Annotated in this window: 21 protein-coding genes and 1 pseudogene; 20 read left to right on the top strand and 2 right to left on the bottom strand. The window is 50.4% G+C overall.

All coding sequences use genetic code 11. The annotated features are described in order from the left end of the window. The first annotated feature begins 11 nt into the window (after positions 1-11). The 4 genes from rpmF (at position 12) to RFF05_RS16890 (ending at position 3,426) form a co-directional block, all read left to right on the top strand. The gene (gene rpmF / locus RFF05_RS16875; protein ID WP_409968171.1) at positions 12-206 is read left to right on the top strand and encodes a 50S ribosomal protein L32; all 195 of its coding nucleotides are present in this window, start codon (positions 12-14) and stop codon (positions 204-206) included. Positions 207-332: 126 nt separating this feature from the next. Next, positions 333-1,658 carry a ribosome biogenesis GTPase Der gene (gene der / locus RFF05_RS16880; RefSeq protein WP_409968172.1) on the top strand — a complete coding sequence of 442 codons (1,326 nt, stop codon included), beginning with the start codon at positions 333-335 and terminating at the stop codon, positions 1,656-1,658. A gap of 122 nt (positions 1,659-1,780) precedes the next feature. Next, positions 1,781-2,437 carry a glycerol-3-phosphate acyltransferase gene (locus tag RFF05_RS16885; protein ID WP_409968173.1) on the top strand — a complete coding sequence of 219 codons (657 nt, stop codon included), beginning with the start codon at positions 1,781-1,783 and terminating at the stop codon, positions 2,435-2,437. Between the two features lie 2 nt (positions 2,438-2,439). Beyond that, on the top strand, positions 2,440-3,426 hold the full coding sequence (locus tag RFF05_RS16890) for an NAD(P)H-dependent glycerol-3-phosphate dehydrogenase (protein ID WP_409968174.1): 987 nt from the start codon (positions 2,440-2,442) through the stop codon (positions 3,424-3,426). A gap of 73 nt (positions 3,427-3,499) precedes the next feature. On the opposite strand, the gene RFF05_RS16895 is transcribed toward RFF05_RS16890, so the two are convergent. After that, complete coding sequence (locus RFF05_RS16895) at positions 3,500-4,276, bottom strand: pantothenate kinase (RefSeq protein ID WP_409968175.1); 777 nt, start codon at positions 4,274-4,276, stop codon at positions 3,500-3,502. Between the two features lie 280 nt (positions 4,277-4,556). Between RFF05_RS16895 and RFF05_RS16900 the strand changes: the two genes are divergently transcribed. From RFF05_RS16900 to RFF05_RS16970, 15 genes and pseudogenes are all read left to right on the top strand, one after another. After that, positions 4,557-6,002 carry a nicotinate phosphoribosyltransferase gene (locus RFF05_RS16900; protein ID WP_409968176.1) on the top strand — a complete coding sequence of 482 codons (1,446 nt, stop codon included), beginning with the start codon at positions 4,557-4,559 and terminating at the stop codon, positions 6,000-6,002. A gap of 141 nt (positions 6,003-6,143) precedes the next feature. Next, positions 6,144-7,862 carry an adenine deaminase gene (ade, locus tag RFF05_RS16905; protein WP_409968177.1) on the top strand — a complete coding sequence of 573 codons (1,719 nt, stop codon included), beginning with the start codon at positions 6,144-6,146 and terminating at the stop codon, positions 7,860-7,862. A 169-nt stretch (positions 7,863-8,031) separates the two neighbouring features. After that, the gene (gene eno, locus RFF05_RS16910) at positions 8,032-9,342 is read left to right on the top strand and encodes a phosphopyruvate hydratase (RefSeq protein WP_409968178.1); all 1,311 of its coding nucleotides are present in this window, start codon (positions 8,032-8,034) and stop codon (positions 9,340-9,342) included. A gap of 1,200 nt (positions 9,343-10,542) precedes the next feature. After that, on the top strand, positions 10,543-10,821 hold the full coding sequence (locus tag RFF05_RS16915; RefSeq protein WP_409968179.1) for a DUF2325 domain-containing protein: 279 nt from the start codon (positions 10,543-10,545) through the stop codon (positions 10,819-10,821). 9 nt (positions 10,822-10,830) lie between these two features. Beyond that, a complete protein-coding gene (locus tag RFF05_RS16920; protein ID WP_409968180.1) occupies positions 10,831-11,379 on the top strand; it encodes a DUF3793 family protein in 549 nt (182 codons plus the stop codon). Between the two features lie 266 nt (positions 11,380-11,645). Next, entirely contained in the window at positions 11,646-12,068 is a 423-nt protein-coding gene (locus tag RFF05_RS16925; protein WP_409968181.1) for a flavodoxin, read from the top strand. 177 nt (positions 12,069-12,245) lie between these two features. Next, positions 12,246-12,461 (top strand): helix-turn-helix domain-containing protein, encoded by a 216-nt coding sequence (locus tag RFF05_RS16930; RefSeq protein ID WP_409968182.1) that lies wholly within the window; start codon positions 12,246-12,248, stop codon positions 12,459-12,461. Beyond that, positions 12,458-14,701, top strand: a complete 2,244-nt coding sequence (locus tag RFF05_RS16935) for a DNA internalization-related competence protein ComEC/Rec2 (RefSeq protein ID WP_409968183.1) — start codon at positions 12,458-12,460, stop codon at positions 14,699-14,701. Before RFF05_RS16930 ends, RFF05_RS16935 begins: the two co-directional genes overlap by 4 nt. A gap of 7 nt (positions 14,702-14,708) precedes the next feature. Then, positions 14,709-15,761, top strand: a complete 1,053-nt coding sequence (holA, locus tag RFF05_RS16940) for a DNA polymerase III subunit delta (protein ID WP_409968184.1) — start codon at positions 14,709-14,711, stop codon at positions 15,759-15,761. Then, positions 15,758-16,342 (top strand): toprim domain-containing protein, encoded by a 585-nt coding sequence (locus tag RFF05_RS16945; RefSeq protein ID WP_409968185.1) that lies wholly within the window; start codon positions 15,758-15,760, stop codon positions 16,340-16,342. The genes holA and RFF05_RS16945 overlap by 4 nt, the downstream gene beginning before the upstream one ends. 207 nt (positions 16,343-16,549) lie before the next feature. Then, complete coding sequence (locus RFF05_RS16950; protein ID WP_409968186.1) at positions 16,550-18,247, top strand: glutamine--tRNA ligase/YqeY domain fusion protein; 1,698 nt, start codon at positions 16,550-16,552, stop codon at positions 18,245-18,247. Positions 18,248-18,272: 25 nt separating this feature from the next. Beyond that, the gene (locus tag RFF05_RS16955; protein ID WP_409968187.1) at positions 18,273-19,241 is read left to right on the top strand and encodes a Gfo/Idh/MocA family protein; all 969 of its coding nucleotides are present in this window, start codon (positions 18,273-18,275) and stop codon (positions 19,239-19,241) included. A gap of 194 nt (positions 19,242-19,435) precedes the next feature. After that, positions 19,436-20,458, top strand: coding sequence for an ABC transporter substrate-binding protein (locus tag RFF05_RS16960; RefSeq protein WP_409968188.1), 1,023 nt, complete (start codon positions 19,436-19,438; stop codon positions 20,456-20,458). A 77-nt stretch (positions 20,459-20,535) separates the two neighbouring features. Continuing rightward, positions 20,536-21,501, top strand: coding sequence for an ABC transporter permease (locus tag RFF05_RS16965; RefSeq protein ID WP_409968189.1), 966 nt, complete (start codon positions 20,536-20,538; stop codon positions 21,499-21,501). After that, positions 21,494-22,287: pseudogene (locus RFF05_RS16970) on the top strand (ABC transporter ATP-binding protein). The gene RFF05_RS16965 and the pseudogene RFF05_RS16970 overlap by 8 nt, the downstream one beginning before the upstream one ends. 235 nt (positions 22,288-22,522) lie before the next feature. Here RFF05_RS16970 and RFF05_RS16975 read toward each other — a convergent pair. Next, complete coding sequence (locus tag RFF05_RS16975) at positions 22,523-24,268, bottom strand: DEAD/DEAH box helicase (RefSeq protein WP_409968190.1); 1,746 nt, start codon at positions 24,266-24,268, stop codon at positions 22,523-22,525. A 227-nt stretch (positions 24,269-24,495) separates the two neighbouring features. Here RFF05_RS16975 and RFF05_RS16980 point away from each other — a divergent pair, with 227 nt between their 5' ends. Continuing rightward, positions 24,496-26,244 carry an ABC-F family ATP-binding cassette domain-containing protein gene (locus RFF05_RS16980; protein ID WP_409968191.1) on the top strand — a complete coding sequence of 583 codons (1,749 nt, stop codon included), beginning with the start codon at positions 24,496-24,498 and terminating at the stop codon, positions 26,242-26,244. The last annotated feature ends 60 nt before the right edge of the window (positions 26,245-26,304 follow it).

Below are 26,304 nucleotides of genomic sequence, written 5' to 3' on the forward strand. Positions count from 1 at the left end.
GAGGTGTCACAATGGCAGTACCCAAGAGAAAAGTATCCAAAGCAAGACGTGATAAGCGCCGTAGCTCCCACTGGAAGCTGGAGGTGCCAGGTCTGGTCGCTTGTCCCAAGTGCGGCGGCATGAACCTGCCTCACAGAATGTGTTCCGCTTGCGGCAGTTACAACGGTCGCGTTGTAAAGGCTGTGAAGTCTGCGGTCGCAGAGTAAGTTGAAACGTGTGCTTTAGGAGGGAAGAGGAATTCTTCCCTCCTTTTGTCTTGTTTTATTCACAATTTAAGGATATAATTGTATTTTATATATATAACTATGGAACCGAAAGGAAGTGAACCACCTATGAAGCCTATTATTGCCATTGTGGGACGTCCCAACGTGGGCAAATCTCACTTGTTTAACAAAATCATCGGGCAACGTCTGTCCATTGTGGAAGATACCCCTGGTGTGACCCGTGACCGTATTTACGGGGAATCTGACTGGTGCGGCCGACCCTTTACCTTAATCGATACTGGTGGTATCGAGCCTCGCACCGATGATATGATTTTGAGCTTTATGCGCGAGCAAGCCCAAATTGCCATCGAAACAGCCCATGTGATTGTGCTGCTCACCGATATCAAAACGGGTCTCACCGCCGCCGACCAAGAGGTGGCCAATATGCTGCTACGGAGCAAAAAGCCCATCGTGTTGGCTGTGAACAAAATGGATGCCACGGGGAAAGTCAACCCCGATTTCTATGAGTTCTACAACCTTGGGCTAGGCGATCCCGTCGCTGTGTCTGCTATGCACGGTCACGGCACTGGCGACCTGTTAGATGCCTGTATCGAATATTTCCCCCCTGTGGAAGAAGAGGAAGAAGAGGAAGACCGCATTAAAGTTGCCCTCATCGGCAAACCCAACGTGGGCAAATCTTCTTTGACCAACCGTATTTTAGGGGAAGAACGTGTCATCGTCAGCGATGTGGCAGGCACCACCCGTGATGCCATCGACTCCTATTTTGAAAATGAGCATGGCAAATTTATGTTCATTGATACCGCTGGTATGCGAAAAAAATCCAGAGTGTCCGAAGACATTGAAAAATACAGCGTCCTCCGCGCCACCATGGCCATCGACCGCGCCGATGTGTGTTTGATTCTCATCGACGCTACCGAAGGGGTCACCGAACAAGACACCAAAGTGGCTGGTCTTGCCCATGAAGCTGGCAAAGCATCCATCATCGTGGTCAACAAGTGGGACTTGGTGGAAAAAGACGGCAAAACCATGGACGCCATGCGTGATGAAGTGCGCCGTGACTTGGCATACATGACCTATGCCCCTGTGCTGTTCATCTCTGCCCTCACGGGGCAACGTGTGCCACGCCTGTTTGAGCTGATTCAATTTGTCAGCAACCAAGCCTCCACCCGTATCACCACTGGGATGCTCAATAACGTCCTCTCTGATGCCCAAACTCGTGTGCAGCCCCCCACGGACAAAGGCCGTCGCTTGAAGATTTACTACATGACTCAGGTTGGCATCTGCCCCCCTCACTTTGTTATCTTCTGCAACGAAGCCAAGCTGTTCCACTTCTCTTACCAACGTTATATTGAAAACTGTCTGCGGAAAACCTTCGGCTTAGAAGGCACGCCCATCAATATCACCATCCGTCAAAAGGGCGACAAAGACGAGTAAGGGCGCCGTGGGGCGCAATGAAATCCCTTCTGGGGATGAAGAATGAAATTGGCTTCGCCAATGAAGAATGGATGTGTCGCCGTTGGCGACGGATTTGATTTTGTTGAACGGGGGACTGGTTGATGTTACTTGATTTGTTGTTAGAAAATACATTTATGGTGCTTTTGGTCATTGTGGGTGCCTATTTCTTTGGGTGCTTCAATGGGGCGGTCATTGTCTCTAAGTATATCCTGCGTGATGACGTCCGCAACCACGGCAGTGGCAACGCTGGCCTCACCAATTTCTATCGCACCTTTGGTGGCGTACTGACCTTTGTGGTCATCGGCACTGATGTGCTCAAAGCTGTGCTGGCTGTGCTGCTGGGGAGCTTTGTGCTCTCTGGTATCGACCCAGAGCTGATGGTGTTGGGGAAACTGCTGGCTGGTATGTGCTGTATTTTGGGGCATATGTTCCCCTGTATGTTCCGCTTTAAAGGCGGCAAGGGCATTCTCTCTGGTGGCACCATTGCCATCATGTTAGACTGGCGTGTGGCCATCATTGTGTGGGGTGCATTTATCATTTTGGTGCTGCTCACCCGTTTTGTGTCCTTGGGTTCCATCGCCGCTGGCGTGGGCTTCCCCTTGACCACTGGATACTTCATCGGTGGTATGGATCATATTATTTTAGCCACCATCATTGGCTTTTTGCTGGTGTGGGGTCACCGTGCCAACATCAAGCGACTGTTGGCTGGCGAGGAAAACAAGTTCTCCTTCCGTCGTAAAAAGGCAGGAGGTACGTAAGCATGAAAGTAGTGGTGTTAGGCTCTGGCGCATGGGGCACAGCCCTTGCCATGGTGCTGTGTGAAAACGGTCATGATGTCACTTTGTGGAGCCACCGTGCTGGCAAGGCGGCTGAACTGGCACAATCACGGCAAAACCCCCAACTCAAAGGGGTTACCTTGCCAGCGTCCATGTCTTTTTCTGGGGATATCGCCTGCGTCCAAGGGGCGGACATGGTGGTCTGCGCCACGGCCTCTTATGCGGTGCGAGACACGGCAAAGGCAATGGCACCTTACGTCACCGCTGAGACGGTGGTCGTGTCGGTGACCAAGGGCATCGAGCGTGGGTCCCATCTGCGGATGACCCAAGTGATTGCCAGTGAAACCGCTGCAACTGCTTGCCAAGTGGTGGCACTGTCTGGCCCTTCTCACGCTGAGGAGGTGAGCCGTAAATTGCCCACTGGCTGCGTGTCGGCCAGTGACAATGCCAAGGCGGCGGAGCTGGTGCAAGATGCTTTCATGAACAGCTATTTCCGCATTTACACCAGTGATGACCCTGTGGGGGTAGAGCTGGGCGGTGCCATTAAAAATGTCATGGCTCTCAGCTGTGGGGTCTGCGACGGCATGGGCTTTGGGGATAACACCAAGGCACTGCTGATGACCCGTGCCATTACAGAAATATCTCGTTTGGTGCTGGCTATGGGTGGTCAAGAGGCCACGCTGGCAGGTCTTGCTGGTGTGGGAGACTTGATTGTCACCTGTACCTCTGGCCATTCTCGCAACCGTCAAGCTGGCATTTTAATTGGGCAAGGCAAGTCTACCCAAGAGGCCATGGACGCTGTAGGCGCCGTGGTGGAAGGGTATTATGCCGCCCAAAGTGTGATGGAATTGGCAGAAGAATTTGGGGTGGAAATGCCCATCAGCCAATGCGCTTACCAAGTGCTCTGCCACGGCAGAGATGTCCACGATGTGATTGACGAACTGATGACCCGTAGCAAAAAAGGCGAATAAAAAAAGTGAACCCCATGCCGTATATTGGCATGGGGTTTGTTGCGTGCATGGGAAAGGCGGCGCCGTGTTCAGATTACGCACCCTTCACCATCAACCCTGCGCCAAACGCTGTGGCGTAGGCGGCGTTGTCCACGGTTTCATAGGGGATGCCATAGCACAGGGTGAACAGGTCTAGCACCGCCTGCACAGGCGGCAATTGGGTGGACGCACCCACGAAAATCACTTGGTTACACCCTGTGATTTTGCACCCCATCAGCGCCATGGTGCCCACCGCATGGAGCACCAAATTGATACCACCACTGACGTAATCAGCAGGGGTGGCATCTGGACGAATCCGTGCAAAGTTGGCGGCAGTCATGTCGGGGAGTAATCCCTCTGGTAATTGGTCGGTCACCTCGGCCATGGTTAAATCCACATGGGTGAAGGTGCCGTCGATGGCGCGTTTTGCTACGTCTTGGTGGCCAGTGGTGCCAGCCATCACTTGGCACAGCCCAGCGATGGTGCCGCCGCCGATGCCAGTGCCACAGATGTGGGCGATGGTGCCGTCCGCTTTGGCGTGGAGGAAGGCGGTGCCAGTGCCAAGACTGACCACCACGGCTTCAGATTTATCACTCAGAGCCAAGGCACCCTTGCCCACAGCGTCAAACTCACAGACCATGGTGGTGGGGCAGGGCAGTGGTGGCAATTTGCTGGCGCCCACCCCTGTGATGCCCACGGCGGTGGGGTGTAAGCGCTGGCAGAGTGGCAGTATATCTTCGGTTAAAATACCTGTGTCAAGTAAGCCGCCGTCATGGTCAACCAATGCCCATTTTGTGGCAGTGGTACCTGCGTCTAAGCCTAAATATGTCATGTGTGCGTCCTCCATAATGTGGTTAATCGCAATATGTAGGGGCGACCTGTGGTCGCCCGTTTCCTTAGACGGTTGCGATACCTGCGGGCGACCACAGGTTGCCCCTACCATTATCATAGGGGGTGATTTGAGTAATGTCAATATTTTTGGAAAATCACGCCCATCAAATCTTTTTCATTTTATTTTACGAAAACGATTGCTTTTTTTTGGTAAAGGTCGTATAATAGCCTTCAACACAGAGGGGAGAAGAATCATCCCCTTGATTTTTTGAGGTGAAACCATGAATCGTGTCTCTAAGTTGAACCTGTCCATGTTGTGCGATTTTTATGAATTGACCATGGGCAACGGCTATTTACAAGCTGGCTATCAAGATCGTATTACCTATTTCGATGTGTTTTTTCGCTCCGTGCCAGACAATGGTGGCTTTGCCATTGCCGCTGGATTGGAGCAACTGATTGAGTATATCCAAAACCTTCACTTTGACCCAGAGGATATTGCGTTCCTCCGCAGTAAGGGTGTATTTTGTGAAGAATTTTTGGAGTATCTGGCTGATTTCCGCTTTACTGGGGATATTTATGCCATTCCCGAAGGCACCCCTATCTTCCCCCAAGAGCCTGTGGTCACTGTCCGTGCCAAGGCCATTGAAGCCCAATTGATTGAAACCTTTACCTTGCTGACCATCAACCATCAAAGCTTGATTGCCACCAAGGCCAACCGCATTGTCCGTGCCGCCCAAGGGCGCACTGTGTTGGAGTTTGGCTCTCGCCGTGCACAAGGGGTGGACGGTGCGATGTATGGCGCTCGTGCGGCTTACATCGGTGGTGCCCACGGCACCGCTTGCACCATTAGTGACCAACATTTTGGCGTGCCAGCTGGTGGTACCATGGCTCACGCATGGGTGCAAATGTTTGACACCCAATACGAAGCCTTTGAAACCTATTGCAAGCTCTATCCCAACAATGTGACGCTGTTGGTAGACACCTACAACACCTTGAAATCTGGCATCCCCGATGCCATCCGTGCCTTTGATACCGTGCTCAAACCCTTGGGCATCACCAAGTGCGGTATTCGTTTGGATTCTGGCGACATGGCCTATTTGAGCCGTAAAGCGCGGAAAATGCTAGACGATGCTGGCTGGACAGAGTGCAAAATCTCTGTGTCCAACTCCATGGATGAGTACATCATCCGCGATTTGATGATGCAAGGTGCCAAAATTGACCTGTTCGGCGTGGGTGAACGGATGATCACCGCACGGAGCGAACCTGTTTTTGGTGGCGTGTACAAGTTGGTGGCCGTAGAAGATAAAGAAGGGGAAGTGATTCCCAAAATCAAGGTGAGCGAAAACATTGAGAAAATCACCAATCCCCATTACAAAAAGCTCTATCGCATTTTTGACAACCAATCTGGCAAGGCCATTGCCGATTATTTGACCACTTACGACGAAACCTTGGACGAAAGCTTGCCCTTAGAATTGTTCCACCCTGTGGCCACTTGGAAGAGCAAAACCCTTACTGATTACACCGCTTGGGAACTGCAAGTGCCCATTTTCAAAAACGGCGAATTGGTGTACAAGTGCCCCAGCCTGCAAGAAATTCAAAATTACTGCAAAGAGCAAGTGGACACCCTCTGGGAAGAAGTCCAACGCTTCGACAACCCTCACACGTATTATGTGGACCTGTCCCAAAAGCTGTGGGACATGAAGCAAAACCTGCTCAAGCGCAAATAATACACCCCCTCACCGCATCCTGTCACAGGGATGCGGTGATTTTTTTGTAAATCCCCCCTTTACATTTCCATCTGATTCCTGTATACTCTTACAAAATAAGTTATACTTATCGTTATCATAATTAAAATGGAGGTATCATCTATGGCAGAACTGTACAGTCGGAAAATCAACCGCAAATTGCTGAAAAAACAAAGAATCATTGCCGTGGCAGCAGGCAGAGAACCAGCGGATTTGGTGCTGAAAAATGCCACCTACGTCAACGTTTTTTCAAACCAGCTGTGCCAAGGGGATATCGCCGTGGCAGAGGGGTTGATTGTGGGCGTGGGGGAATACCATGGCGCCCAAGAGGTGGATGTGGTTGGCAAGTTGGTGTTGCCGGGGTTTTTAGATGCCCATATTCATTTGGAAAGTAGCTTGGTGAAACCAGCTGAATTTGCCAAGGCCGTCCTGCCTCATGGCACCACCACCGTGGTCACTGACCCCCACGAAATCGCCAACGTCATGGGGGTTGATGGGATTTTGTACATGATGGAGGCCACGGAAAACCTGCCAGTGGATGTGCGGTTTATGTTGCCTTCTTGCGTGCCTGCCACACCGTTAGACGAGTCTGGTGCGGTGCTGGATTACCGTGCCATTGACGAACTGTTTGACCATCCCCGCGTCCAAGGTTTGGCAGAGATGATGGACTTCCCCGGTGTGATTCACGGCAATGACATGGTCATTGAAAAAATCGTTGCCGCTCAAGCCCATCACAAGAAAATCGACGGTCACGCCCCTATGCTCCAAGGCAATGATTTGAACGCTTACATGGCGGCAGGGGTCTACTCTGACCATGAGTGTTTCGATGTAGACGATGCCATTGCTAAGTTAGAGCGTGGGCAATATATCATGATTCGAGAAGGCACGGCCGCCCATAATTTGGAGGCACTGTTGCCATTGTTGTGCCCACAATATGCCGACCGCTGTATGTTCTGCTGTGACGACAAGCACCCCAGTGACCTACTGGAAATCGGGCACATTGACTCTATGGTGAAGTTTGCCATTGACCATGGGGTTGACCCAATCATTGCCGTGAAAGTGGCGTGTCACAATGCGGCGCGGTATTTTTTGCTGAATAATCGTGGTGCCATTGCACCTGGGTATTTGGCGGATTTTGTGGTCATCGACAACTTTGAAGCCTTTAATATTTTGCAGGTGTACAAAAAAGGGGAACTGATGGTAGACGGCGGTGTGGTGAAGCCCTTCCCAGTGCCACAGGTGGAGCCACAACTGGAAGCCATTGCCCACAACACCTTCCATGTGGCACCGTTGAAAGCTGAAGATTTTGCCGAGACTAGACCTTTGGCAGTGATTGGCATGGTGGATGGGGAGATTACCACCGTGGACGCTGGTTATGCCCAAGGGGTGGGCGCAGACATTTTGAAAATGGCGGTCATCGAGCGCCATAAAAACACGGGCCATATCGGCCTTGGATATCTCAAAGGCTATGGGCTGAAATCAGGGGCGGTTGCCACCAGTATCAGTCATGATTCCCACAATATCATTGTGGTGGGTACAGACGAGACAGAAATGTCCTTGGCGGCCAATAGCATTTTGGAGATGAACGGTGGCATTGTGGTCACCGATGGCGGTGCAGTGACGGCGGCATTGCCTTTGGCAGTGGCTGGCATCCTCAGTGATGCACCCATTGAGCAGGTCAATGCCCAGTTAGAAGCCGCCAAAGCCCAAGCGGTGACCCAAGGGGTAAGCGCGCGTGTTGACCCATTTATGACTTTGAGCTTTATGTCGCTGAGCGTGATTCCCACCTTACGCTTAACCACAAGGGGTGTGTTTGATGTGTTACGGCAACGATATGTGTAAAACTGCTAATTTTCTTCGGTAAAATGTAAGAAGCGCCTTTGTAAAATTGTAGAATACGACACGTAAAAATCCTGTGAAACCCCTTGTATGTAAAAAAAGATTGTGATATAATTGCCAATAGGCAAACGTTTAAGTAAACAAACACTTTAATTATTTGGAGGAATTGAAAATGTCTCGTATTGTAGATGTATTCGCAAGAGAAGTCATCGACTCCCGTGGTAACCCCACTGTGGAAGTTGAAATCACCACCGAATCCGGCGCTTATGGCCGTGCTATGGTTCCCAGCGGCGCAAGCACTGGCGAACGTGAAGCTCTGGAACTGCGCGATGGCGACAAGACTCGTTTCGGCGGCAAGGGCACCCAAAAGGCAGTTGCTAACGTCAACGGCCCCATTGCTGAAGCTGTGGTGGGCATGGACGTGACCAACCAAAACCTCATCGATACCACCATGCTGGCTCTGGACGGCACCAACACCAAGTCCAACTTGGGCGCAAACGCCATTCTGGGCGTTTCCATGGCTGCTGCTCACGCTGCTGCTGATTTCTACGGCATGCCTTTGTACAAGTACTTTGGCGGCTTCAACGGCAAGACCCTGCCCGTGCCCATGATGAACGTGGTCAACGGCGGTTCTCACGCTGACTCCACCGTGGATTTCCAAGAATTCATGATCATGCCTGTTGGCGCTCGTTGCATCAAAGAATCTCTGCGCATGGGCGCAGAAACCTTCCACGCTCTGCGTAAGGTTTTGAAAGACAAGGGCTACAACACCAACGTGGGCGACGAAGGCGGCTTTGCTCCTTCTTGCAACGATGGTAACGAAGAACCCCTGCAACTGATTGTGGCTGCTATCGAAGCTGCTGGCTATGTGCCCGGCACCGATATCTGCATCGCAATGGACGTGGCAGCAAGCGAATTCCACAACCACGAAACTGGTATGTACGATCTGGCTAAGTCTGGCGGCGGTTCTAAGACCACCCAAGAAATGGTCGACATGTATGCTGACTGGTGCGAAAAGTACCCCATCGTGTCCATCGAAGATGGTCTGGGCGAACGCGACTGGGACGGCTGGAAGGTTCTGACCGACCGTTTGGGCGACAAGATTCAACTGGTGGGCGACGACCTGTTTGTCACCAACCCTGCTATCTTGAAAGAAGGCATCGAAAAGGGCATCGCTAACTCCATCTTGGTGAAAGTGAACCAAATCGGTACCTTGACCGAAACCTTCGACGCTATGGAAATGGCTAAGAAGGCTGGTTACACCTGCGTGGTTTCTCACCGTTCTGGTGAAACCGAAGACTCCACCATTGCTGACATCGCTGTGGGTCTGAACGCTGGTCAAATTAAGACTGGTTCTATGTCTCGTACCGACCGTATCGCAAAGTACAACCGTCTGCTGCGCATCCACGACGAACTCAACGATCGTGGCGAAGCAAGCATTGCCGAATACCAAGGCAAAGACGCTTTCTACAACGTGAAATAAGTCAATTTTGACGATGAAAAGGTGCTGTATCGCAAGATACAGCACCTTTTTTGTTATGTTGCCTCTTATAGAGATTTCTTTTTGATAGACTTTTTCCCACTCCCGTGGAGGCTTTCTACGCCTCCGTCCCTTGTAGGGGCGGCTAGTAGCCGCCTGTGGAAATCAATTGCAATTTGCTTCACCCTGTGGGATTTGTCTTTTGATAGACTTTTTCCACTCCCGTGGGGGGCGCTCGCCGCGCGGGCGTTACTTTGCAAAGATGCAAAGTAACCAAAAATCTTGCACGTGAGACGGCTGACCACTTGTGGTTAGCCGTCTCACGTGCTCCCATTGTATACGGATGGTGCGTATGAGTGGGTGCGGTGCTAACGGGTGGGTGCTTCACATCCGTTCGGCTTTTCATGTGGGATGCGCGTACCAACGCTGATTGCTGCCGCACGCAACTCGTGCGATGACATAGTACCACGCGTGTGAGGTGCCTAAGATTGTGGACGTCGATGGGTGCGGTGGCGTTGGGGAGGTGCTGACCTGCGGTCAGCTTGGTATGGATGGACGGTGCCTTTGTAGGGGCGACCTGTGGTCGCCCGTCTTACCCAACGCCACCAATCTATACCCCACATACATCCTAGGCACCCCAAAAAAACCGCACCATATCAACCGCATCTCCCCCACAGGGCGAAGCCCGAAAGGATACTTCGCGTCAAATCAGGCCACCCCGTGCCGGTCAAAAAAACAAAGCACCCCAGCGATGAACTCCCGTAAAAGCCCCTTTTTTCACTCGACCGCAGTCGTCGTGAAAAAATCGTTTTTTGATTCTTTTTTTCGACAAAAAAAGAATGCCCCACCGGCAGGTGACCCGTCCGGTAGGACGCCCCCCCACGGCAGTGGTTCGCCCCGAAGGGGCAAAATCCAACAATTCAAAGTGAATCGGAAAACGGACGCCCAATGGGCGCCCCTACGATTAGGGTTAGGGGTAAACGCCCCACCGGCAGGTGACCCCTGCGGTAGCAGACCACCCCGTAGGGGCAAAAACCGCCTCCGCAGGACACACACCACTATTAAAATATTTCCAAAATTCCTACTTGACAAACGGAATAAGTTAGGTTATACTAACATTAGTCAAAACTAACCAATAAAACGATGGTTGGTTTTTTCTTAAAAAGCAAATGTTAGCATTACCTAACTTGGAAAGAGGAACAAATGAGTATTGCAATCGTTGGCGGCAATGACCGCATGGTACGCAACTACAAAGATTTGTGTAAATCGTATAACTGTAAGGCGAAAGTGTTTACCCAGCCTGCTGGTATTCGTGAAAAAATTGGTTCTCCAGATTTGTTGATTTTGTTCACCAACACCGTCTCTCACAAAATGGTGGCGGCGGCGCTGGCAGCCACATCTTTGGAAGACCATCAAATTGTCCGCTGTCACTCTAGTTCGATTACTGCCCTGAAAGGCATTTTGGAGAATGTGGCACAATAAGGAGAAACTATGTCCTATCAATCTATTATCACCCATTGCGCCCCCACATTGGCTGGGATAAAGGTGGGAAGCTTGTTTTCCCAGCGTTTTGAGGATTTAGAAGACTTGCGAAGCAAGGTGCGCCATTGCAATCGCTTGTTGCGGCATAAGGGCATTCGCTTTTTGATTTTGCGTGTACGCAATGGGCAGGCACTGATTTATGTGTATCGCCAAAAACAGTTGGATACCTTACTCAAACAGCCTGCCATTCAAAACTTTTTGGCGCAAATGGGGTATCAAATCTTCACACAAGGGGCCTGCTTGTCTTTGCTGCGCACCCACTTGCACCGTGAGGATTTTCCCCATGAAATTGGCATTTTCTTAGGATATCCGTTGGCGGATATTCAGGCGTTTATTGCCAACAAAGGGCGCAACTGCGTCTGTGAGGGCTGTTGGAAGGTGTACACCAACCATGAGCAAGCCCAAAAAACCTTTGCCAAATATAAAAAGTGCACAGCCGTATACGGTATGCGTTTGGCAGAAGGCTTCGATATGACACGGCTGACCGTAGCGGTGTGATATATAAATCTTGAGCTCGGGGGAGCTCGAGGGGGCGGAGCCCACCTCGAATGATATCAATCGCCCTCATATGGATTTATCCGTCTTGGATATTGTGGAAATGAAACGAAATTCAAACGATGTAATTTTTGTATTTGGGCGATTTTCAGGCTGGCGAAAAGGCGCCAATAATGGCGTCTTTTTGTTAGCCTGACACGGCTGACCGTAGCGGTGTGATATATAAATCTTGTCTTGAATTTTTACATTTTTAAAAGGAGTATTTGATTATGAGCAAAGTAGCAGTGGTTTTCTGGTCTGGCACCGGCAATACCGAAGTGATGGCAGAATGTGTGGCAGAGGGCATCACCGCCGCAGGGAAAGAAGCAGTGATGCTGCAACCCTCCGAGTTCTCTCTGGATGTGGCTGGTGACTATGATGCAGTTGCCTTTGGCTGTCCTTCTATGGGCGCAGAGCAATTGGAAGAAGGGGATATGCAACCCATGTGGGACAGCGTGGTCAACGGCCTGTCTGGCAAGAACGTGTCTTTGTTTGGCTCCTATGGCTGGGGCGATGGCGAATGGATGCGCACTTGGGAAGCAGAAGCAAAGGACGGCGGTATGAACGTGCTGGAAACCTTGATTCTCAACGAAATGCCCAACGACGACGGCAAAGATGATTGCCGTAGCTTGGGTAAAGATTTGGCTCGATAAGTATAAACTTTTAATAAGGAACGGTCTTTCGACCGTTCCTTATTTTACGTTGTGAGGATACCTCTTTTCAAATTCAATCATTTATGCTATACTGATAAAAATGAATTGAAAACCCAGCGGATGAAATGACTACAGCGAATCGTTGCCTGATGGCGGCATTTTATGAGAGGAGATTGTATGCAGTTTCAACGATTGGAAGATTTGCGCATAGACCATGATAAAACCCAGCTTGAAGTGGCGGCTTATCTACATTTGAATCGCAATGTGTATTGGCGCTATGAAAAAGGAGAGCGAGAAATTCCTGTTTGGGCTGTGATTGCCTTGGCGGATTATTACAAGGTCTCCACTGATTATTTGTTGGGGCGTAGCGATGATAAACGGCCTCGTCCATGAGAAAATTAGCAGTACTTTGTTGCGCTTTTGGCGTGGGAATTGGGTTGGGACAGTGGCTGGTGCCAACGGCCTATTGGCTGTGGATGGCAGTGGCCTTGTTTGCTGTGGGCTGTGTTTGCACCTTGCATAAAGGCAAATATCGCCGCCATATGGTGCTGGGCTGTTGCGGTATCGCTTTGGCTTTGGGGCACCAATGGCTCTATCACAGCCTATGGGTGGCGCCAGCACAAAACGCTGTTGGGCAGGTGCTTTACGACACGGTGATGACGGTGGAGGACTATCCCACTGCCGTCACATACGGCGCCAAAGTGGAGGTGTCGGTGACCTTAGAATCGGGGCAAACTGTCCGCGCCATGTATTACGGCGATGCCTTGTTGCTGGAAGCAGTGCCCCAAGGCACCATTACCGACACGGTGTATCTCCAATCGGCAACGGTGATTGATGACACAGAAATCACCACCTTTTCCAGCAAAAGCATACACCTGTTGCTCTACAGCCGTGGGGACGAAGTGTACACCCCACCAGAGGGAACGGTTTACGCCCCGTTGGTGCTGGGACAGGCCATAAAGACCTTGATTTTAGACTTGTTTGAAACACCCTATGGCGGTGTGGTCACGGCTATTTTAACAGGGGATAAAACGCTGCTCAGCGATGAAATTTCTACGGATTTGACCCAAGCTGGCATCTATCATATTTTGGCTGTCTCAGGGATGCACTGTAGCTTTTTGTTGGCCATTGTGGTGGCGTTCATTGGCAGACAGCGCAGTCGTTTGGTGGCCTTGATTGCCATTCCTATGCTGATTTGCTTTGCCATTTTGGTGGGCGGTAGCCCATCGGTGGTACGTGCGTGTATCATGATGGTGCTGTTGTTAATCGCCCCTGTTTGTAACCGACAAGGAGACCCCATTACGGCGCTTAGTGTGGCGCTGGCGGTGATTTTATTGCAGAATCCCTATGCCATTGCGTCTGCCAGTTTGCAGATGAGTTTTGCTGCTGTGGCTGGTATCATTTGGGTCAGCCCCAAGGTGTATGGACTGTTGGTGGGGGAGAGAGAAGTCCATCGAGTTTGGCAATTTATAGCGATGAATTTGGCAGTGAGCGTGGGTGCCATTGTCTTTACGGCGCCCATTAGTTTTTGGTATTTTGGCACCTTTTGGCTGGTGTCTCCTATTAGCAATTTGCTATGCGTGGCGGCGGCTGGCTGGGTGTTTGCCTTTGGCTTGTTGACGCTGGCGGTGGGGGCGATTTCTCTGCCGTTGGGCTTGATTGTGGCATGGGTGCCATCTCGGCTCATTGACTATATTTTAGCCGTTTGTGGTGTTTTAGGACGTTTGCCTTACCATGCAATTTACGATGCAAACCCCTATTTCTATCCATGGCTTTTGTTTTGCTACGCCATGGCACTGGTGGTGTGGCGCTGGAGTCGGAGACGGCGTAGCGTATGCCTTGCTATGGCCATGGGTGGCTTGACTCTGATTGCCATCATTGTGGCAGGACGGTGGAGCATGACTAGCGCCCGTGTGGATGGATTTGCCGTGGACATTGGGCAAGGACAATGCGTGGTGCTAGAAAGCAATGGTATGACGGCGGTTTGTGATTGCGGCTCAGGCAACAGTTGGGTCAGCGCTGGCGATATGGCGGCAGATTATTTGCAGACCATGGGCTGTTACAGCCTTGATTATTTGATTTTGAGCCACTATGACAGCGACCACATTAGCGGTGTGGAGATCTTGTTGCACCGCATGGAGGTTGCTACGTTGTACGTGTCAACTTTAGAAACTGACACCGCCATGGGCATCAGCTTATTAGAGGCGGCGGCTGCTGTTGGCACAAAAATTGTGGCCGTGTCAGAGTTGACGCAACTACCGTTTGGCGCAGGACTACTCACGATTTATCCATCGGTGTCAGAGAGCTCTAGCAACGACAGTGGCATCACCGTTCACTGCATGGATGGGGATTGGGATGTGTTGATTACAGGGGATTTGGGCGCTGAGGCAGAGCTTGCCTTACTAGAGCAATACCCCACCACCAATGTGGATGTGTGGATGGTGGGCCACCACGGGTCAGACACCTCCAGTGACATTGATTTTTTACGCACCATCACCCCCAAGGTAAGCATCATCAGCGTGGGTGATAACAGCTACGGACACCCAACAGCGGCTGTGCTACAGCGGTTGATGGCGGTGGGTAGTAATATTTACAGAACGGACTTACAAGGAACCGTACATTTTTCGAATTGAGGACACTATGGCAGTTAAAAAACCAACCAAGCCCAATGCGGGTTATATACAATTTAAACAAGACTTGAAAGAGGGCACCTTAGGGAATCTCTATCTGTTCCACGGGCAAGAAAGCTATCTCCGTGAGCATTATCTAGGACAGGTACGCAAAGCCTTGGTGGACGACACTTTCGTGGATTTCAACTACCACTCGGTGGAAGGGAAAGGTCTTTCCATGGAAGCCCTTACCGACCTTGTGGAAGGGATGCCCATGATGGCTGAGCGCACTTTGGTGGTGGTCAGCGATTTGGACTTGTTCAAGCTGGGAGAAAGCCAACGTCAACAATTTATGGAGTTGATTGTCGATTTCCCCGACTATTGCTGTTTGGTGCTGGTGTATGACACGGTGGATTATAAGCCCAACAAAACCATGAAAAAGCTATACAAAGCCATCACCGACCATGTAGCTACGGTGGAGTTTCGTCCAGCGGATAGCGGTGAATTACTGCCTTGGATTGCACGGCGGTTCCGCGCACTAGACAAAGATATTGACCGCATGACGGCGGAGCATCTTATCTTTTTGTGCGGTGGGTTGATGACAGGTTTGGTGCCTGAAATCGCTAAAATTGCCGCCTATGCCAAGGACAGAGCCATCACCATTGCCGACATTGATGCCGTGGCTGACCCTGTGCTATCGGCGGAGATTTTTCGTTTGTCTGATGGGGTCATTAGCGGTGACATTGACCGCGCTGGCACCATTTTGGGAGATTTATTAAAAATGCAGACCGAGCCCATCGCCATTGTGGCGGCACTGGGGAGCCAACTGCGCCGTTTGCACACCGCACGCTTGGCGCTGGACACAGGCCATGACAAAGGTTGGCTGATGGAATTGTGGAACATGAAGTCAGATTACCCTGCCAAATTGTTGATGGCATCGGCGAAGAAAACCACGGCGCAGTGGTGTAGTGACGGGGTGAAAATGTGCCAAGTGCTAGACCGTCGGTTGAAAAGTGAACCAGGGATTGACGATGAAGCGGAGTTGAAGCTGTTGATTGTCTGGCTGGGGGCGCAGAAAAAATGAGTGTAAAGCCCAAAGTGAAAGAAGTGATTGTGGTAGAAGGGCGCTACGATAAAAATGCCCTGTCCCAAGTGGTGGACGCCACCATTGTGGAAACTGGCGGCTTTGGCGTGTTCAATAACCGCGAAAAGGTGGCCTTTTTCCGTCGATTGGCTGAGGAGCGTGGGCTGGTGGTGTTCACCGACAGCGATGGCGCAGGCTTTGTCATTCGGAATTTTCTCAAAGGTGCCATCCCCACCCATCAGTTGAAACAGGCCTATATCCCCGATGTCTACGGCAAGGAAAAGCGGAAGAAAGTAGGCGGTAAAGAGGGGAAAATGGGGGTAGAAGGCATGACCCCAGCGGTGATTTTAGACAGTCTCCGCCGCAGTGGTGCCACGTTTTTAGATGAGGACGCACCAGTCATGGCCAAAACGCCCATCACCAAATCGGATTTGATGGCCTTGGGTCTCACAGGCACCCCAGACAGCGCAGAGCGGCGCAGTCAATTGCTCAAAACTTTAAATCTTCCCCAACACCTCACCACCAATGGGATGCTAGAGGCGTTGAATTTGCTGTATAGTCGAGAGGATTTATTTTCGTAACAGGCACCAATGTAATAGCGTAGGGCGGGGGCTTGCCCTCGCCGCTCTTCATCTATTGCAGGAACTTACGGGAAACGGTGGGGGCAAGCCCCCACCCTACACGGTTCTCCTGCCTCAAAATCTCCCCATAAACCTCTTGCAATTCGCCTATATTTTCGCTATAATATAAGTTCATGAAACAAACTACCCACAAGGGAGGATATACCCATGGCAGAAGAGATTAAGACCACCTCAGAAGACGTGGTGGAAAACAGCAATTTTATTCATAATTTTATCGCAGAGGACATTGGCGCTGGCGGCCAATTTGAAGGCATGAGCGTCCACACACGGTTCCCTCCAGAACCCAATGGCTACTTGCACATTGGTCACTGTAAGGCTCTGTGCATCGACTTTGGCACCGCTGAAAAATTCGGTGGTCAGTGCAATTTGCGTTTTGACGACACCAACCCTGCTAAAGAAGACAACGAATATGTGGAAGCCATCAAAGAAGACATCCACTGGTTGGGCTTTGACTGGGATGAGCGTATGTTCTTCGGTTCTGACTACTTCCAACAAACCTATGAATTGGCTGTGGGTTTAATCAAAAAGGGCTTGGCCTATGTCTGTGAGCTGACCCCTGATGAATTCCGCAAGCACCGTGGGGAAATTGGCGTGCCTGCCACTTCTCCTTACCGTGACCGTCCTGTGGAAGAAAGCCTTGACCTGTTTGAGCGCATGAAAAATGGCGAGTTCCCCGAAGGGTCTAAGACCCTCCGCGCCAAGATTGACCTTGCCTCTGGTAACTTCAATATGCGTGACCCTGCCCTGTACCGCATCCGCTATATCGAGCATCATCGCCAAGGCACTTCTTGGTGCATTTTCCCCATGTATGACTTTGCCCACCCCATCCAAGACGCATTGGAGGGCATCACCCATTCCCTGTGCTCTTTGGAATACGAAGCACATCGCCCCCTGTACGACTGGGTGATTGACAACACCGATGTGACCAATAAGCCCCGTCAAATTGAGTTCGCTCGTTTGGGCATTAACTACACCGTTATGTCTAAGCGTAAGCTCCGTCAACTGGTGGAAGAAGACATGGTCTCTGGCTGGGATGACCCCCGTATGCCCACTTTGTGCGGTCTCCGTCGCCGTGGGTACACACCCAAATCTATCCGCAATTTCACCGACCGCATCGGCGTGGCCAAGGCGACTTCCACGGTGGACTTTGCCTTCTTGGAACACTGCCTGCGTGAAGATTTGAACGCCAATGCTGAGCGTACCATGGCTGTGTTGCGCCCTCTCAAGGTGACCATCACCAACTATCCAGAAGGGCAAACAGAGATGGTGTCTGTGGAAAATAATCCCATGAAGCCTGAAGATGGCAACCGTGATATCGCCTTCTCTCGCAACATTTATATTGAGCAAGACGACTTCCTAGAAGTGGCCGTGCCCAAGTATAAGCGCCTGTACCCCAATGGCATCGAAGTGCGCCTAAAAGGTGCCTATGTTGTCAAGTGCACTGGTTGCGTGAAAGATGACGCTGGCAACGTGGTGGAAGTGCTGTGCGAATATGACCCCGACAGCCGTGGCGGTCAACCTGCTGACGGTCGCAAGGTGAAGGGTGCCACCATCCACTGGGTGGACATGGGCACTGCTGTGGACGCAGAAGTCCGCCTGTACGACAACTTGTTCACTGACGAAGACCCCGATGGGGCTGATAAAAACTTCCTTGATTTCTTGAACCCTGATTCGTTGGAAGTCCTCTCTGGTTGTAAAGTAGAAGCAGGTATGGTGGATGTCACCGCCCCTGCTAACTTCCAATTTATGCGTCTTGGCTATTTCTGCTTGGACAGCGTAGACTCCAAGGCTGGGCATTTGGTGTTTAACCGTAGCGTATCTTTGAAAGATAGCTTTAAGAAATAATGACAATCAAATAGGAGGATTTCTCATGAATGTAGCAATTTTAGGTGCTGGTGTCATTTCCAAAAAAATGGCTGAAACCATCCGTGGCGTGGATGCCGCTACTGCGTATGCAGTGGGTGCTAGAACATTGGAAAAAGCCCAAGGGTTTGCCGAGGAATTTGGCTTTGAAAAGGCATACGGTAGCTATGCAGAAATGTTAGCTGACCCAGCTGTAGAGCTGGTGTACGTGGCAACCCCCATGTCTCACCACTATCAACACATTAAGTTGTGCTTAGAAGCTGGCAAGCACGTGCTCTGTGAGAAATCCTTTACTGTCAATGCAGCCCAGGCCAAAGAATTGATTGCCTTGGCGTGTGAGAAAAAGCTTTTGCTGGCAGAAGCCATCTGGACCCGTTATCTGCCTTCTCGAAAGATGATTGACGATATCATCGCCAGTGGCATCATTGGCGAAGTCACCAGTTTGAGCGCCAACTTGGGCTATAACAATAAGTTTAAAGAACGCATTGTGAAAAAAGAATTGGCTGGCGGTGCGCTCCTTGACTTGGGTGTGTATCTGCTGAACTTCGCGCGCATGGTCGTGCCTGATGAGGTGACCAAAGTGGTGACTCATGCGGTGCAAACCGAAGACGGTGTGGATATGCAAGATTTCATCACGCTGCATTATCAAGGCGGTCAAGTGGCCTCGTTGCATTCTGACACCACAGGTTACAGCAGTGGTTTGGGTAGCATCAACGGCACCAAGGCTTACTTAGAAGTGGTGGATGTGAACAACCCCCAAAAGCTGGTGGTCTATTCAAGAGCCCGTACGGTGGTGGCTGAATACGACATTCCAGAGCAAATCACTGGCTTTGAATATGAGCTACAAGCTTGTATCGACGCCATTGCCGCAGGGCAAGTGGAATGCGAAGCCATGCCCCACAGTGAAATTATCTATATCATGGAACAAATGGATGCCTTGCGTGCTGCGTGGGGCTACGAAATCCCTGTTATGTAAGGTTAAAAGTGCTCACCAGTTTATGGTGAGCGCTTTTTTTGTGCTAATTCACGGATTGTATCGTGTGTGTCTGTAAAATTTCGGTAAAATTTCGGTAAAATGGCTATTGCTTTTTCCTCTTAAAAGCTTTAAACTGTTAAAGTATAAGAAGACAGCAAAGAGCTTGCTGTCTTAAAAGAAGGAGAACAATCGTTATGAAAAAATATTTAGCTATGATGATGGCACTGGCCATGTCTTTGAGCCTTGTGGCTTGTAGCAGTAGTTCTGACTCTGCTACCACCACTACAACGACTACCACTGAAGCGACTACCGAAGCGACTACCGAAGCCACCGCTGAAGCAGAAGTATTCCAAGTGGGGGTTGTCCAACTGGTAGAACATGAAGCATTGGATGCTGCGACCCAAGGGTTTATTGACGCTTTGGAAGCTGCTCTGCCCGGTCAAGTGGAAGTCACTGTGCAAAATGCACAAAACGACAGTGCCACCTGCTCTACCATTGTCAACGGCTTTGTGTCCTCTGACGTGGACTTGATTATGTGCAACGCTACACCTGCATTGCAAGCTGCTGTAGCCGCTACCACCACCATCCCCATCTTGGGTACCTCTGTCACTGAATATGGTGTGGCACTGGGTATTTCTGACTTCACTGGCACAGTGGGTGGCAATATTTCTGGCACATCTGACTTGGCTCCTCTGGACGAACAAGCCGCTATGCTGGCTGAGTGGTTCCCCGATGCTGAGACTGTGGGTCTGCTGTACTGCTCCGCAGAAGCCAACTCCCAATACCAAGTGGACGTTGTCGCTGCTGAACTGGAAGCGCTGGGCTATGCTTGCACCCTGTATTCCTTCTCTGACTCCAATGATGTTGCCTCCATCTGCACCATGGCTGCTGATGAAAGCGACGTCATCTATGTGCCCACCGATAACACCGTTGCTTCCAACACTGGTATCATCTACAATATTTGCAGTCCTGCTGGCGTGCCTGTCATCGCTGGCGAAGAAGGCATCTGCGGTGGTTGCGGTGTGGCCACTCTGTCCATCAGCTACTATGATCTGGGCACTGGCACTGCTGCCATGGCCGCTAAGATTTTGACTGGCGAAGCCGATATCTCCACCATGGCCATCGAATATGCACCTGCATTCACCCCCAAATACAACGCTGACATCTGTGCTGAACTGGGGCTGACCGCTCCCGAAGGCTACGAAGCCATCGTCTAATTTTAAAATCCAACCAAGGCGCTTGCCCCTTGCCATTATGGTGAGGGGCAACCCTTGCGTATAGAAAGGAAAACCGTATGGACGCAATACTAAGTTATTTCGCCACATTGGCTACGTTGAACCCTAGCCAACTGGCTAGTGCCATGCCTGGTGCCATTTCCCAAGGGCTCATCTGGGGCATTATGGCCATCGGCGTGTACATCACCTATAAGATTCTAGACTTTGCCGACCTGACGGTAGACGGTAGTATTTGCACAGGTGCGGCTGTTTGCACCATGTGTCTCATCAATGGGCATAGTATGTTGGCCAGCATGATTGCCGCCTTTTTGGCAGGTGGTGTGGCAGGCTTGGCAACAGGGCTGTTTCACACTTGGATGGGTATTCCCCCCATCTTGTCTGGTATTTTGACCCAACTGGGGCTCTACTCCATCAATCTTGCCATCATGGGCAAGGCCAATCAGTCTATCAATGCCAATAATGCGGATTTGCTGGTGTCTTTGGGTAACGTGAAAAGCACCAATATTTTGGAAAACCCTGTGTTTATTGTGGCAGTGTTCTGTTTGGTGACGGTTATGGCGCTGTATTGGTTCTTTGGTACAGAATTGGGTGCGTCTTTGCGTGCCACTGGTGCCAATCCGAATATGTCTCGCGCGCAAGGCATCAACACCAATGTGACCAAGGTGCTGGCGCTCATGCTATCCAATGGCTTGGTGGCCATTTCTGGGGCATTGTTGGCTCAATATCAAGGCTTTGCTGACGTGAACATGGGTCGTGGTGCCATCGTCATTGGTTTGGCTGCGGTTATCATCGGAGGCGCTTTGTTTGGTAAGATTTTCAACAACTTTGGCTTGCGTCTGTTGGGTGTGGTGCTAGGCTCTATCATCTATTATGCTGTGCTCCAATTTGTGCTGTGGATGAAGCTAGACCCCAACCATTTGAAGTTGCTGTCTGCCTTGGTGGTGGCCGTTTTCTTGGCGGTGCCATACTGGCAGTCCCAATATGCCCAAAAGCGTGTGGGCAAAGGAGGTGGCGCAAATGCTTGAACTGAAAAATGTCCATAAAACATTTAACCCTGGTACAATCAACGAGAAAAAAGCCCTTCGCGGTGTGGATTTGATACTCAACGACGGAGATTTCGTCACCATCATCGGCGGTAACGGCGCTGGTAAGTCTACCATTTTGAACATGATTGCTGGCCTGTGGCCTGTGGATGTGGGTAGCGTCATCATCGATGGGGAAGACATCACCAGTCTGCCTGAACATAAGCGTGCCAAGTTCATTGGCCGTGTGTTCCAAGACCCCATGATGGGCACTGCACCCACCATGCAAATTGAAGAAAACCTCGCCTTGGCAGCACGTCGTGGCAAGAGACGCACCCTCCGTGCCGGGATTAGCAAGGGGAACGTACTGGCTATATTGAACAGTTGAAAACCTTGGATTTGGGTCTGGAAGAACGATTGACCTCTAAGGTAGGCCTGCTCTCTGGCGGTCAACGCCAAGCATTGACGTTGTTGATGGCGTCTATCCAAAAGCCAAAGCTATTGCTCTTAGACGAACACACTGCGGCCCTTGATCCTGCCACTGCAGCAAAGGTGTTGGGATTGACCGATAAAATCGTTCAAGAAAACAAGCTGACCACTGTGATGATTACCCACAACATGACCGATGCTTTGCGCCACGGTAATCGGCTTATCATGATGGATCAAGGCAAGATTATTCTGGATATTTCTGGGGAAGAAAAGGCAAAACTGACCCGTGAAGATTTGTTGAAAAAGTTTGCGGATCTCTCTGGTGGCGCCATGGATAGTGACCGTATTTTGTTGTCATAAGGATGCGGAAAAGGTGCTGTATAATGAGGTATATAGTTTTATCAAAGTGTAGAACCTTTGTAGGGGAGGCTATTAGCCTCCCGCGCCGTAAATACTGATTGCACGCAAAATGTCGGGCGAATTCGTAAAATTTTACGAATTCGCCCGACATTTTTATACACTAAACACAATTCTGCACGGGCGGATACTATCCGCCCCTACAATGATTGCTACTTCACTATGCAGTGTTTTTGTATCAATCTTTGAACTTTTTCTTAAAGGGCTTTGCGTCCTTTTTCTTGTGGAAGGGTTTCTTTTCCAAACGCTTGCGCTTGGGTTCTACCAAAGCGGTGGCGGTGACAGGCTTGCCACAGATTTTCACACCACGCATGGAGTGGAGCACATGGTCAAGGGCTTCCATGGGGATTTTCACCACGGAGCAATCATCGCTGATGTCGATTTGACCAATTTCCTTGGAGGAAATGCCAGACGCTTCGGTGATGGCACCCACAATGTGGTTGGGTTTCACACGGCTGGCGCGACCGATGGACAGCACCAGTTCCCCACAATAGGGCTTAAATCCGTGCTTTTCCACTTTGCCTTCTTTGCCGTCTTTGGACAGTCTGGGCTTGCGATCTTCAAAAGACTTTTCTTTGCGGTCAAGGTTCAGCTTCACACGTTTAGGCATTTTCACGTCTTCCAAACCATGGAGTTTGTGTTGGAAGGCCATACCCACCAAAGCAGCGGCAATGTGGCTGGGGTTGTGACCCTCTTCCACCAAGGTTGCCATCATTTTCAGGTGTGCGTCAGGGATGGTTTCGTTCAATTGCAAACGCAAATCTTCTAGGTCACGCTCAGCGTTTCTCTCTTGGATTTGGGCAATGGTGGGTAAGTCCATGGGGAGGATGGTGGACTTGATTTGGTTGGATAAGCGTTGCAACTGCAACAGCTGTTGGCGACCACTGCACAAGGTGATGGCGGTGCCAGAACGACCAGCACGACCAGTACGGCCGATGCGGTGGACGTAATATTCGCTGACCTTGGGAATGTCGAAGTTAAAGACATAGTCCACGCCAGAGACGTCGATGCCACGAGCCGCCACATCGGTGGCAACCAGCACTTGCACCTTGCCAGTTTTAAAGCCGTTCATCACGCTGGTGCGTTGGAGTTGCTTCATGTCGCCATGCAAGCCTTGGGTGTAGAACCCAGTGGAGCCTAGCAGTTCGGTCAGCTCGTCCACCATGGCCTTGGTGTTGGCGAAGACGATGGCGCGGGTGGGCTTGCAATAGTGCATCAAAAGCTTCATGGCTTGGGGCTTTTGGTGCATGGGCACGTCTACCACACGTTGCTCGATGTTCTCTAGCATGGTGGCGGCGGCTTGGGTGGTGATGTGGACGGGGTCACGTTGGAATTGTTTGGTGATGGCCAAAATCCCACTGGGGATGGTGGCAGAAAACAGCACGATTTGGCGGCTTTCGGGCACATCTTGCAAAATGGTTTCGATATCTTCTTTAAAGCCCATGTTCAGCATTTCGTCAGCTTCGTCTAGCACAATCATTTTCAGATGGCTCAAATCCAAGCTGTTACGCTTCATGTGGTCCATGATACGACCGGGGGTGCCGATGACCAAGTTGGCATCTTTCAAGGCACGGAATTGGGTCACATAATCAGCACCGCCAAAGATGTCGGCAGTTTTGATATAAGATAAATGCTTGGCAATTTTGCGGATTTCTTGACCGCATTGTTGGCTCAGCTCACGGGTGGGAGACAGCACCAGCACTTGCACGTGCTTGTTTTCAGGGTCGATGGACTCCACGGCAGGGATGGCGAAGGCCATGGTTTTGCCAGTACCAGTTTGGGATTGTGCCAGCACGTCAACGCCAGTGCGGATGACGGGGATGGATTGGGCTTGGACAGCAGTGGCTTCCACGAAGCCCAGTTCCTCGATGGCTTGCAGAACTTGGGGCTGTAGGTCTAATTCGGAAAAGGTGGTTTTGGTCATAGATTCCTCGTTTCAAAATTTTCATTCATTAAAAAACGGCGAGGGGTAATCCCTCACCGTTGGTTTTTCGTTACAGTTTATTACTATACCATAGGAAATATGCAAAAGTAAAGATAATTTATGAATATTTTGGAATTTATTTTCTTTTTTCTGTAAAAGACTGTACAAAGGAGGGTTTGTAGTGGTATACTAACTTGAATTTATATGCTCTTTACAAGGAGAACACCATGATTACAGTTTCAAACCTTAGTTTTTCATATCCCCACAAAGTGCTCTATGACAACGTGAATTTCACTATTGAAAAAGGCCAATCTTGCGCCTTCATTGGTCGCTCAGGATGCGGTAAATCCACGCTGGCGTCTATGCTTTTAGACCGTGAGTTGTTGATTTTTGATGGGGATATTATTTTAGAAGATGTATACACCATGGGCTATGTGAGCCAATTTTTAGACGCTGACCCCCACTCCAAGCAGACGGTGTTTGATTATATCGCCCGTGATATTTTGGCATTGCAAAGCCGCATTGCTGACCTGTGTACCCAAATGGAAACCGCCACAGAATTTGATGCACTTTTGGAAGAATACCAAACTGCTCTTGACCAATACGATGCCATTGATGGGGAACATTTTGAGAGCAATCTCACCAAAATGCTGTCTCTGGCTGGGCTGGCTGGTCACCGTGATTTAGAGGTGGCCAAGCTCTCTGGCGGCGAGGGGAAGCTGGTGCAGGTCATCCGCCAAATGTTGACCACGCCCCACTTTATCATCTTGGACGAACCTGACTCTTTCTTGGATTTTGAGAACCAAAAAGCCTTGAAAGATTTGATTAACAGCCACAAAGGCACATTACTCACCATCACCCACAGCCGTTATCTGTTGAACCATTGCTTTGACAAAATCCTCCATTTGGAGGATGGTGCCTTGCAAGAATTTGAAGGGTCGTACCAAGCCTATCAGCTGTTTTTGCTGGCGTATAAAGTGGATTTGAAAGAGCAATCTTACAAGTGCGAATTGGAGATTGAACGCAATGCCGCCTTGGTGGAACAGCGCCGTGAGCTGGCAACGGAGGTAGACTCTGCTGCCCATGGACGGGCGCTGAAAGCCCGTGTGTCCTTGCAAAAACGACTGGAAGCGGAGCGGATTGCACCCCCATTTTTGAACATTGAAGTCCCAGAAATCGCCCTGCCTATGGTGGAGGACATGGAGGAAGAAACCTTGCTGACCGTAACGGATTACGCCGTGTCCTTCAATATGCCATTGCTGGAAAATGTCAGCTTTACCGTGAAACCTGGTGAAAAAATTGCCTTAATTGGTGAAAATGGTGCAGGGAAAACCACCCTCATGCGTGCTCTGGTGAAGGGGGAAGACCCTGCCATCGTTTGGAGTGAGGATGCCAAAATTGCCTACCTGTCTCAAGTTCACGAGGAGACCTTCGGCGACGCGGTGGACTTGTTCGACGCTTGCTTTGACGCTGGGTTCAAGTCTTACGACGAAATCACCGAAACACTGGGACGCTTCGGCTTCCCAGCGGAAAAAATGACCGCCAAACTGTCCACCCTATCTGGTGGGGAAAAAACCATTTTGGCTCTGGCACGGCTGAGCCGTAGCGATGCCAATGTACTGCTGTTGGACGAACCCTCCAGCCATTTGGACACCTATGCACAGGTGGCATTGGAGGAAGCGTTAAAGGCGTACAAAGGTGCGGTTTTGATGATTTCCCATGACTTTTATGCCATTGTAAACGGCATGGATGGGGTGCTTTTGATGGCGGATAAAACCGTCCGTCCTCAGCGGATGCGCACCTTCCGCAAGCAGATTTACGCCAACCATTTCTCCAAGGATTATCTCCAATTGGAGCAGGAGAAACAACAGCTAGAAGCGCGTATTCAACAGGTGCTCCACAAAAATGACTTCACCACCGCCAAAGAGCTGTTAGAGCAAATGGACACCGTGGTGCAAGCCATGGATGAAGCGTAAAAAATATAATTTGTAGGGAATGGTCTTGACCATTCCGCTTCCAGAGTGGCAGATACCATC

It is taken from the genome of Bengtsoniella intestinalis (assembly GCF_039719005.1).
Lineage (GTDB): Bacteria > Bacillota > Clostridia > Oscillospirales > Oscillospiraceae > Oscillibacter > Oscillibacter intestinalis.

What these genes read in the sequence shown, in the direction of transcription:
- RFF05_RS16950 (WP_409968186.1), top strand. Translation starts at nt 16,550, where the DNA reads ATGGCAGAAGAGATTAAGACCACCTCAGAAGACGTGGTGGAAAACAGC.
- der (WP_409968172.1), top strand. Translation starts at nt 333, where the DNA reads ATGAAGCCTATTATTGCCATTGTGGGACGTCCCAACGTGGGCAAATCT.
- RFF05_RS16900 (WP_409968176.1), top strand. Translation starts at nt 4,557, where the DNA reads ATGAATCGTGTCTCTAAGTTGAACCTGTCCATGTTGTGCGATTTTTAT.
- RFF05_RS16895 (WP_409968175.1), bottom strand. Translation starts at nt 4,276, where the DNA reads ATGACATATTTAGGCTTAGACGCAGGTACCACTGCCACAAAATGGGCA.
- eno (WP_409968178.1), top strand. Translation starts at nt 8,032, where the DNA reads ATGTCTCGTATTGTAGATGTATTCGCAAGAGAAGTCATCGACTCCCGT.
- ade (WP_409968177.1), top strand. Translation starts at nt 6,144, where the DNA reads ATGGCAGAACTGTACAGTCGGAAAATCAACCGCAAATTGCTGAAAAAA.
- RFF05_RS16930 (WP_409968182.1), top strand. Translation starts at nt 12,246, where the DNA reads ATGCAGTTTCAACGATTGGAAGATTTGCGCATAGACCATGATAAAACC.
- RFF05_RS16925 (WP_409968181.1), top strand. Translation starts at nt 11,646, where the DNA reads ATGAGCAAAGTAGCAGTGGTTTTCTGGTCTGGCACCGGCAATACCGAA.
- RFF05_RS16965 (WP_409968189.1), top strand. Translation starts at nt 20,536, where the DNA reads ATGGACGCAATACTAAGTTATTTCGCCACATTGGCTACGTTGAACCCT.
- RFF05_RS16915 (WP_409968179.1), top strand. Translation starts at nt 10,543, where the DNA reads ATGAGTATTGCAATCGTTGGCGGCAATGACCGCATGGTACGCAACTAC.
- holA (WP_409968184.1), top strand. Translation starts at nt 14,709, where the DNA reads ATGGCAGTTAAAAAACCAACCAAGCCCAATGCGGGTTATATACAATTT.
- RFF05_RS16980 (WP_409968191.1), top strand. Translation starts at nt 24,496, where the DNA reads ATGATTACAGTTTCAAACCTTAGTTTTTCATATCCCCACAAAGTGCTC.
- RFF05_RS16960 (WP_409968188.1), top strand. Translation starts at nt 19,436, where the DNA reads ATGAAAAAATATTTAGCTATGATGATGGCACTGGCCATGTCTTTGAGC.
- rpmF (WP_409968171.1), top strand. Translation starts at nt 12, where the DNA reads ATGGCAGTACCCAAGAGAAAAGTATCCAAAGCAAGACGTGATAAGCGC.
- RFF05_RS16935 (WP_409968183.1), top strand. Translation starts at nt 12,458, where the DNA reads ATGAGAAAATTAGCAGTACTTTGTTGCGCTTTTGGCGTGGGAATTGGG.
- RFF05_RS16920 (WP_409968180.1), top strand. Translation starts at nt 10,831, where the DNA reads ATGTCCTATCAATCTATTATCACCCATTGCGCCCCCACATTGGCTGGG.
- RFF05_RS16890 (WP_409968174.1), top strand. Translation starts at nt 2,440, where the DNA reads ATGAAAGTAGTGGTGTTAGGCTCTGGCGCATGGGGCACAGCCCTTGCC.
- RFF05_RS16945 (WP_409968185.1), top strand. Translation starts at nt 15,758, where the DNA reads ATGAGTGTAAAGCCCAAAGTGAAAGAAGTGATTGTGGTAGAAGGGCGC.
- RFF05_RS16885 (WP_409968173.1), top strand. Translation starts at nt 1,781, where the DNA reads ATGTTACTTGATTTGTTGTTAGAAAATACATTTATGGTGCTTTTGGTC.
- RFF05_RS16955 (WP_409968187.1), top strand. Translation starts at nt 18,273, where the DNA reads ATGAATGTAGCAATTTTAGGTGCTGGTGTCATTTCCAAAAAAATGGCT.
- RFF05_RS16975 (WP_409968190.1), bottom strand. Translation starts at nt 24,268, where the DNA reads ATGACCAAAACCACCTTTTCCGAATTAGACCTACAGCCCCAAGTTCTG.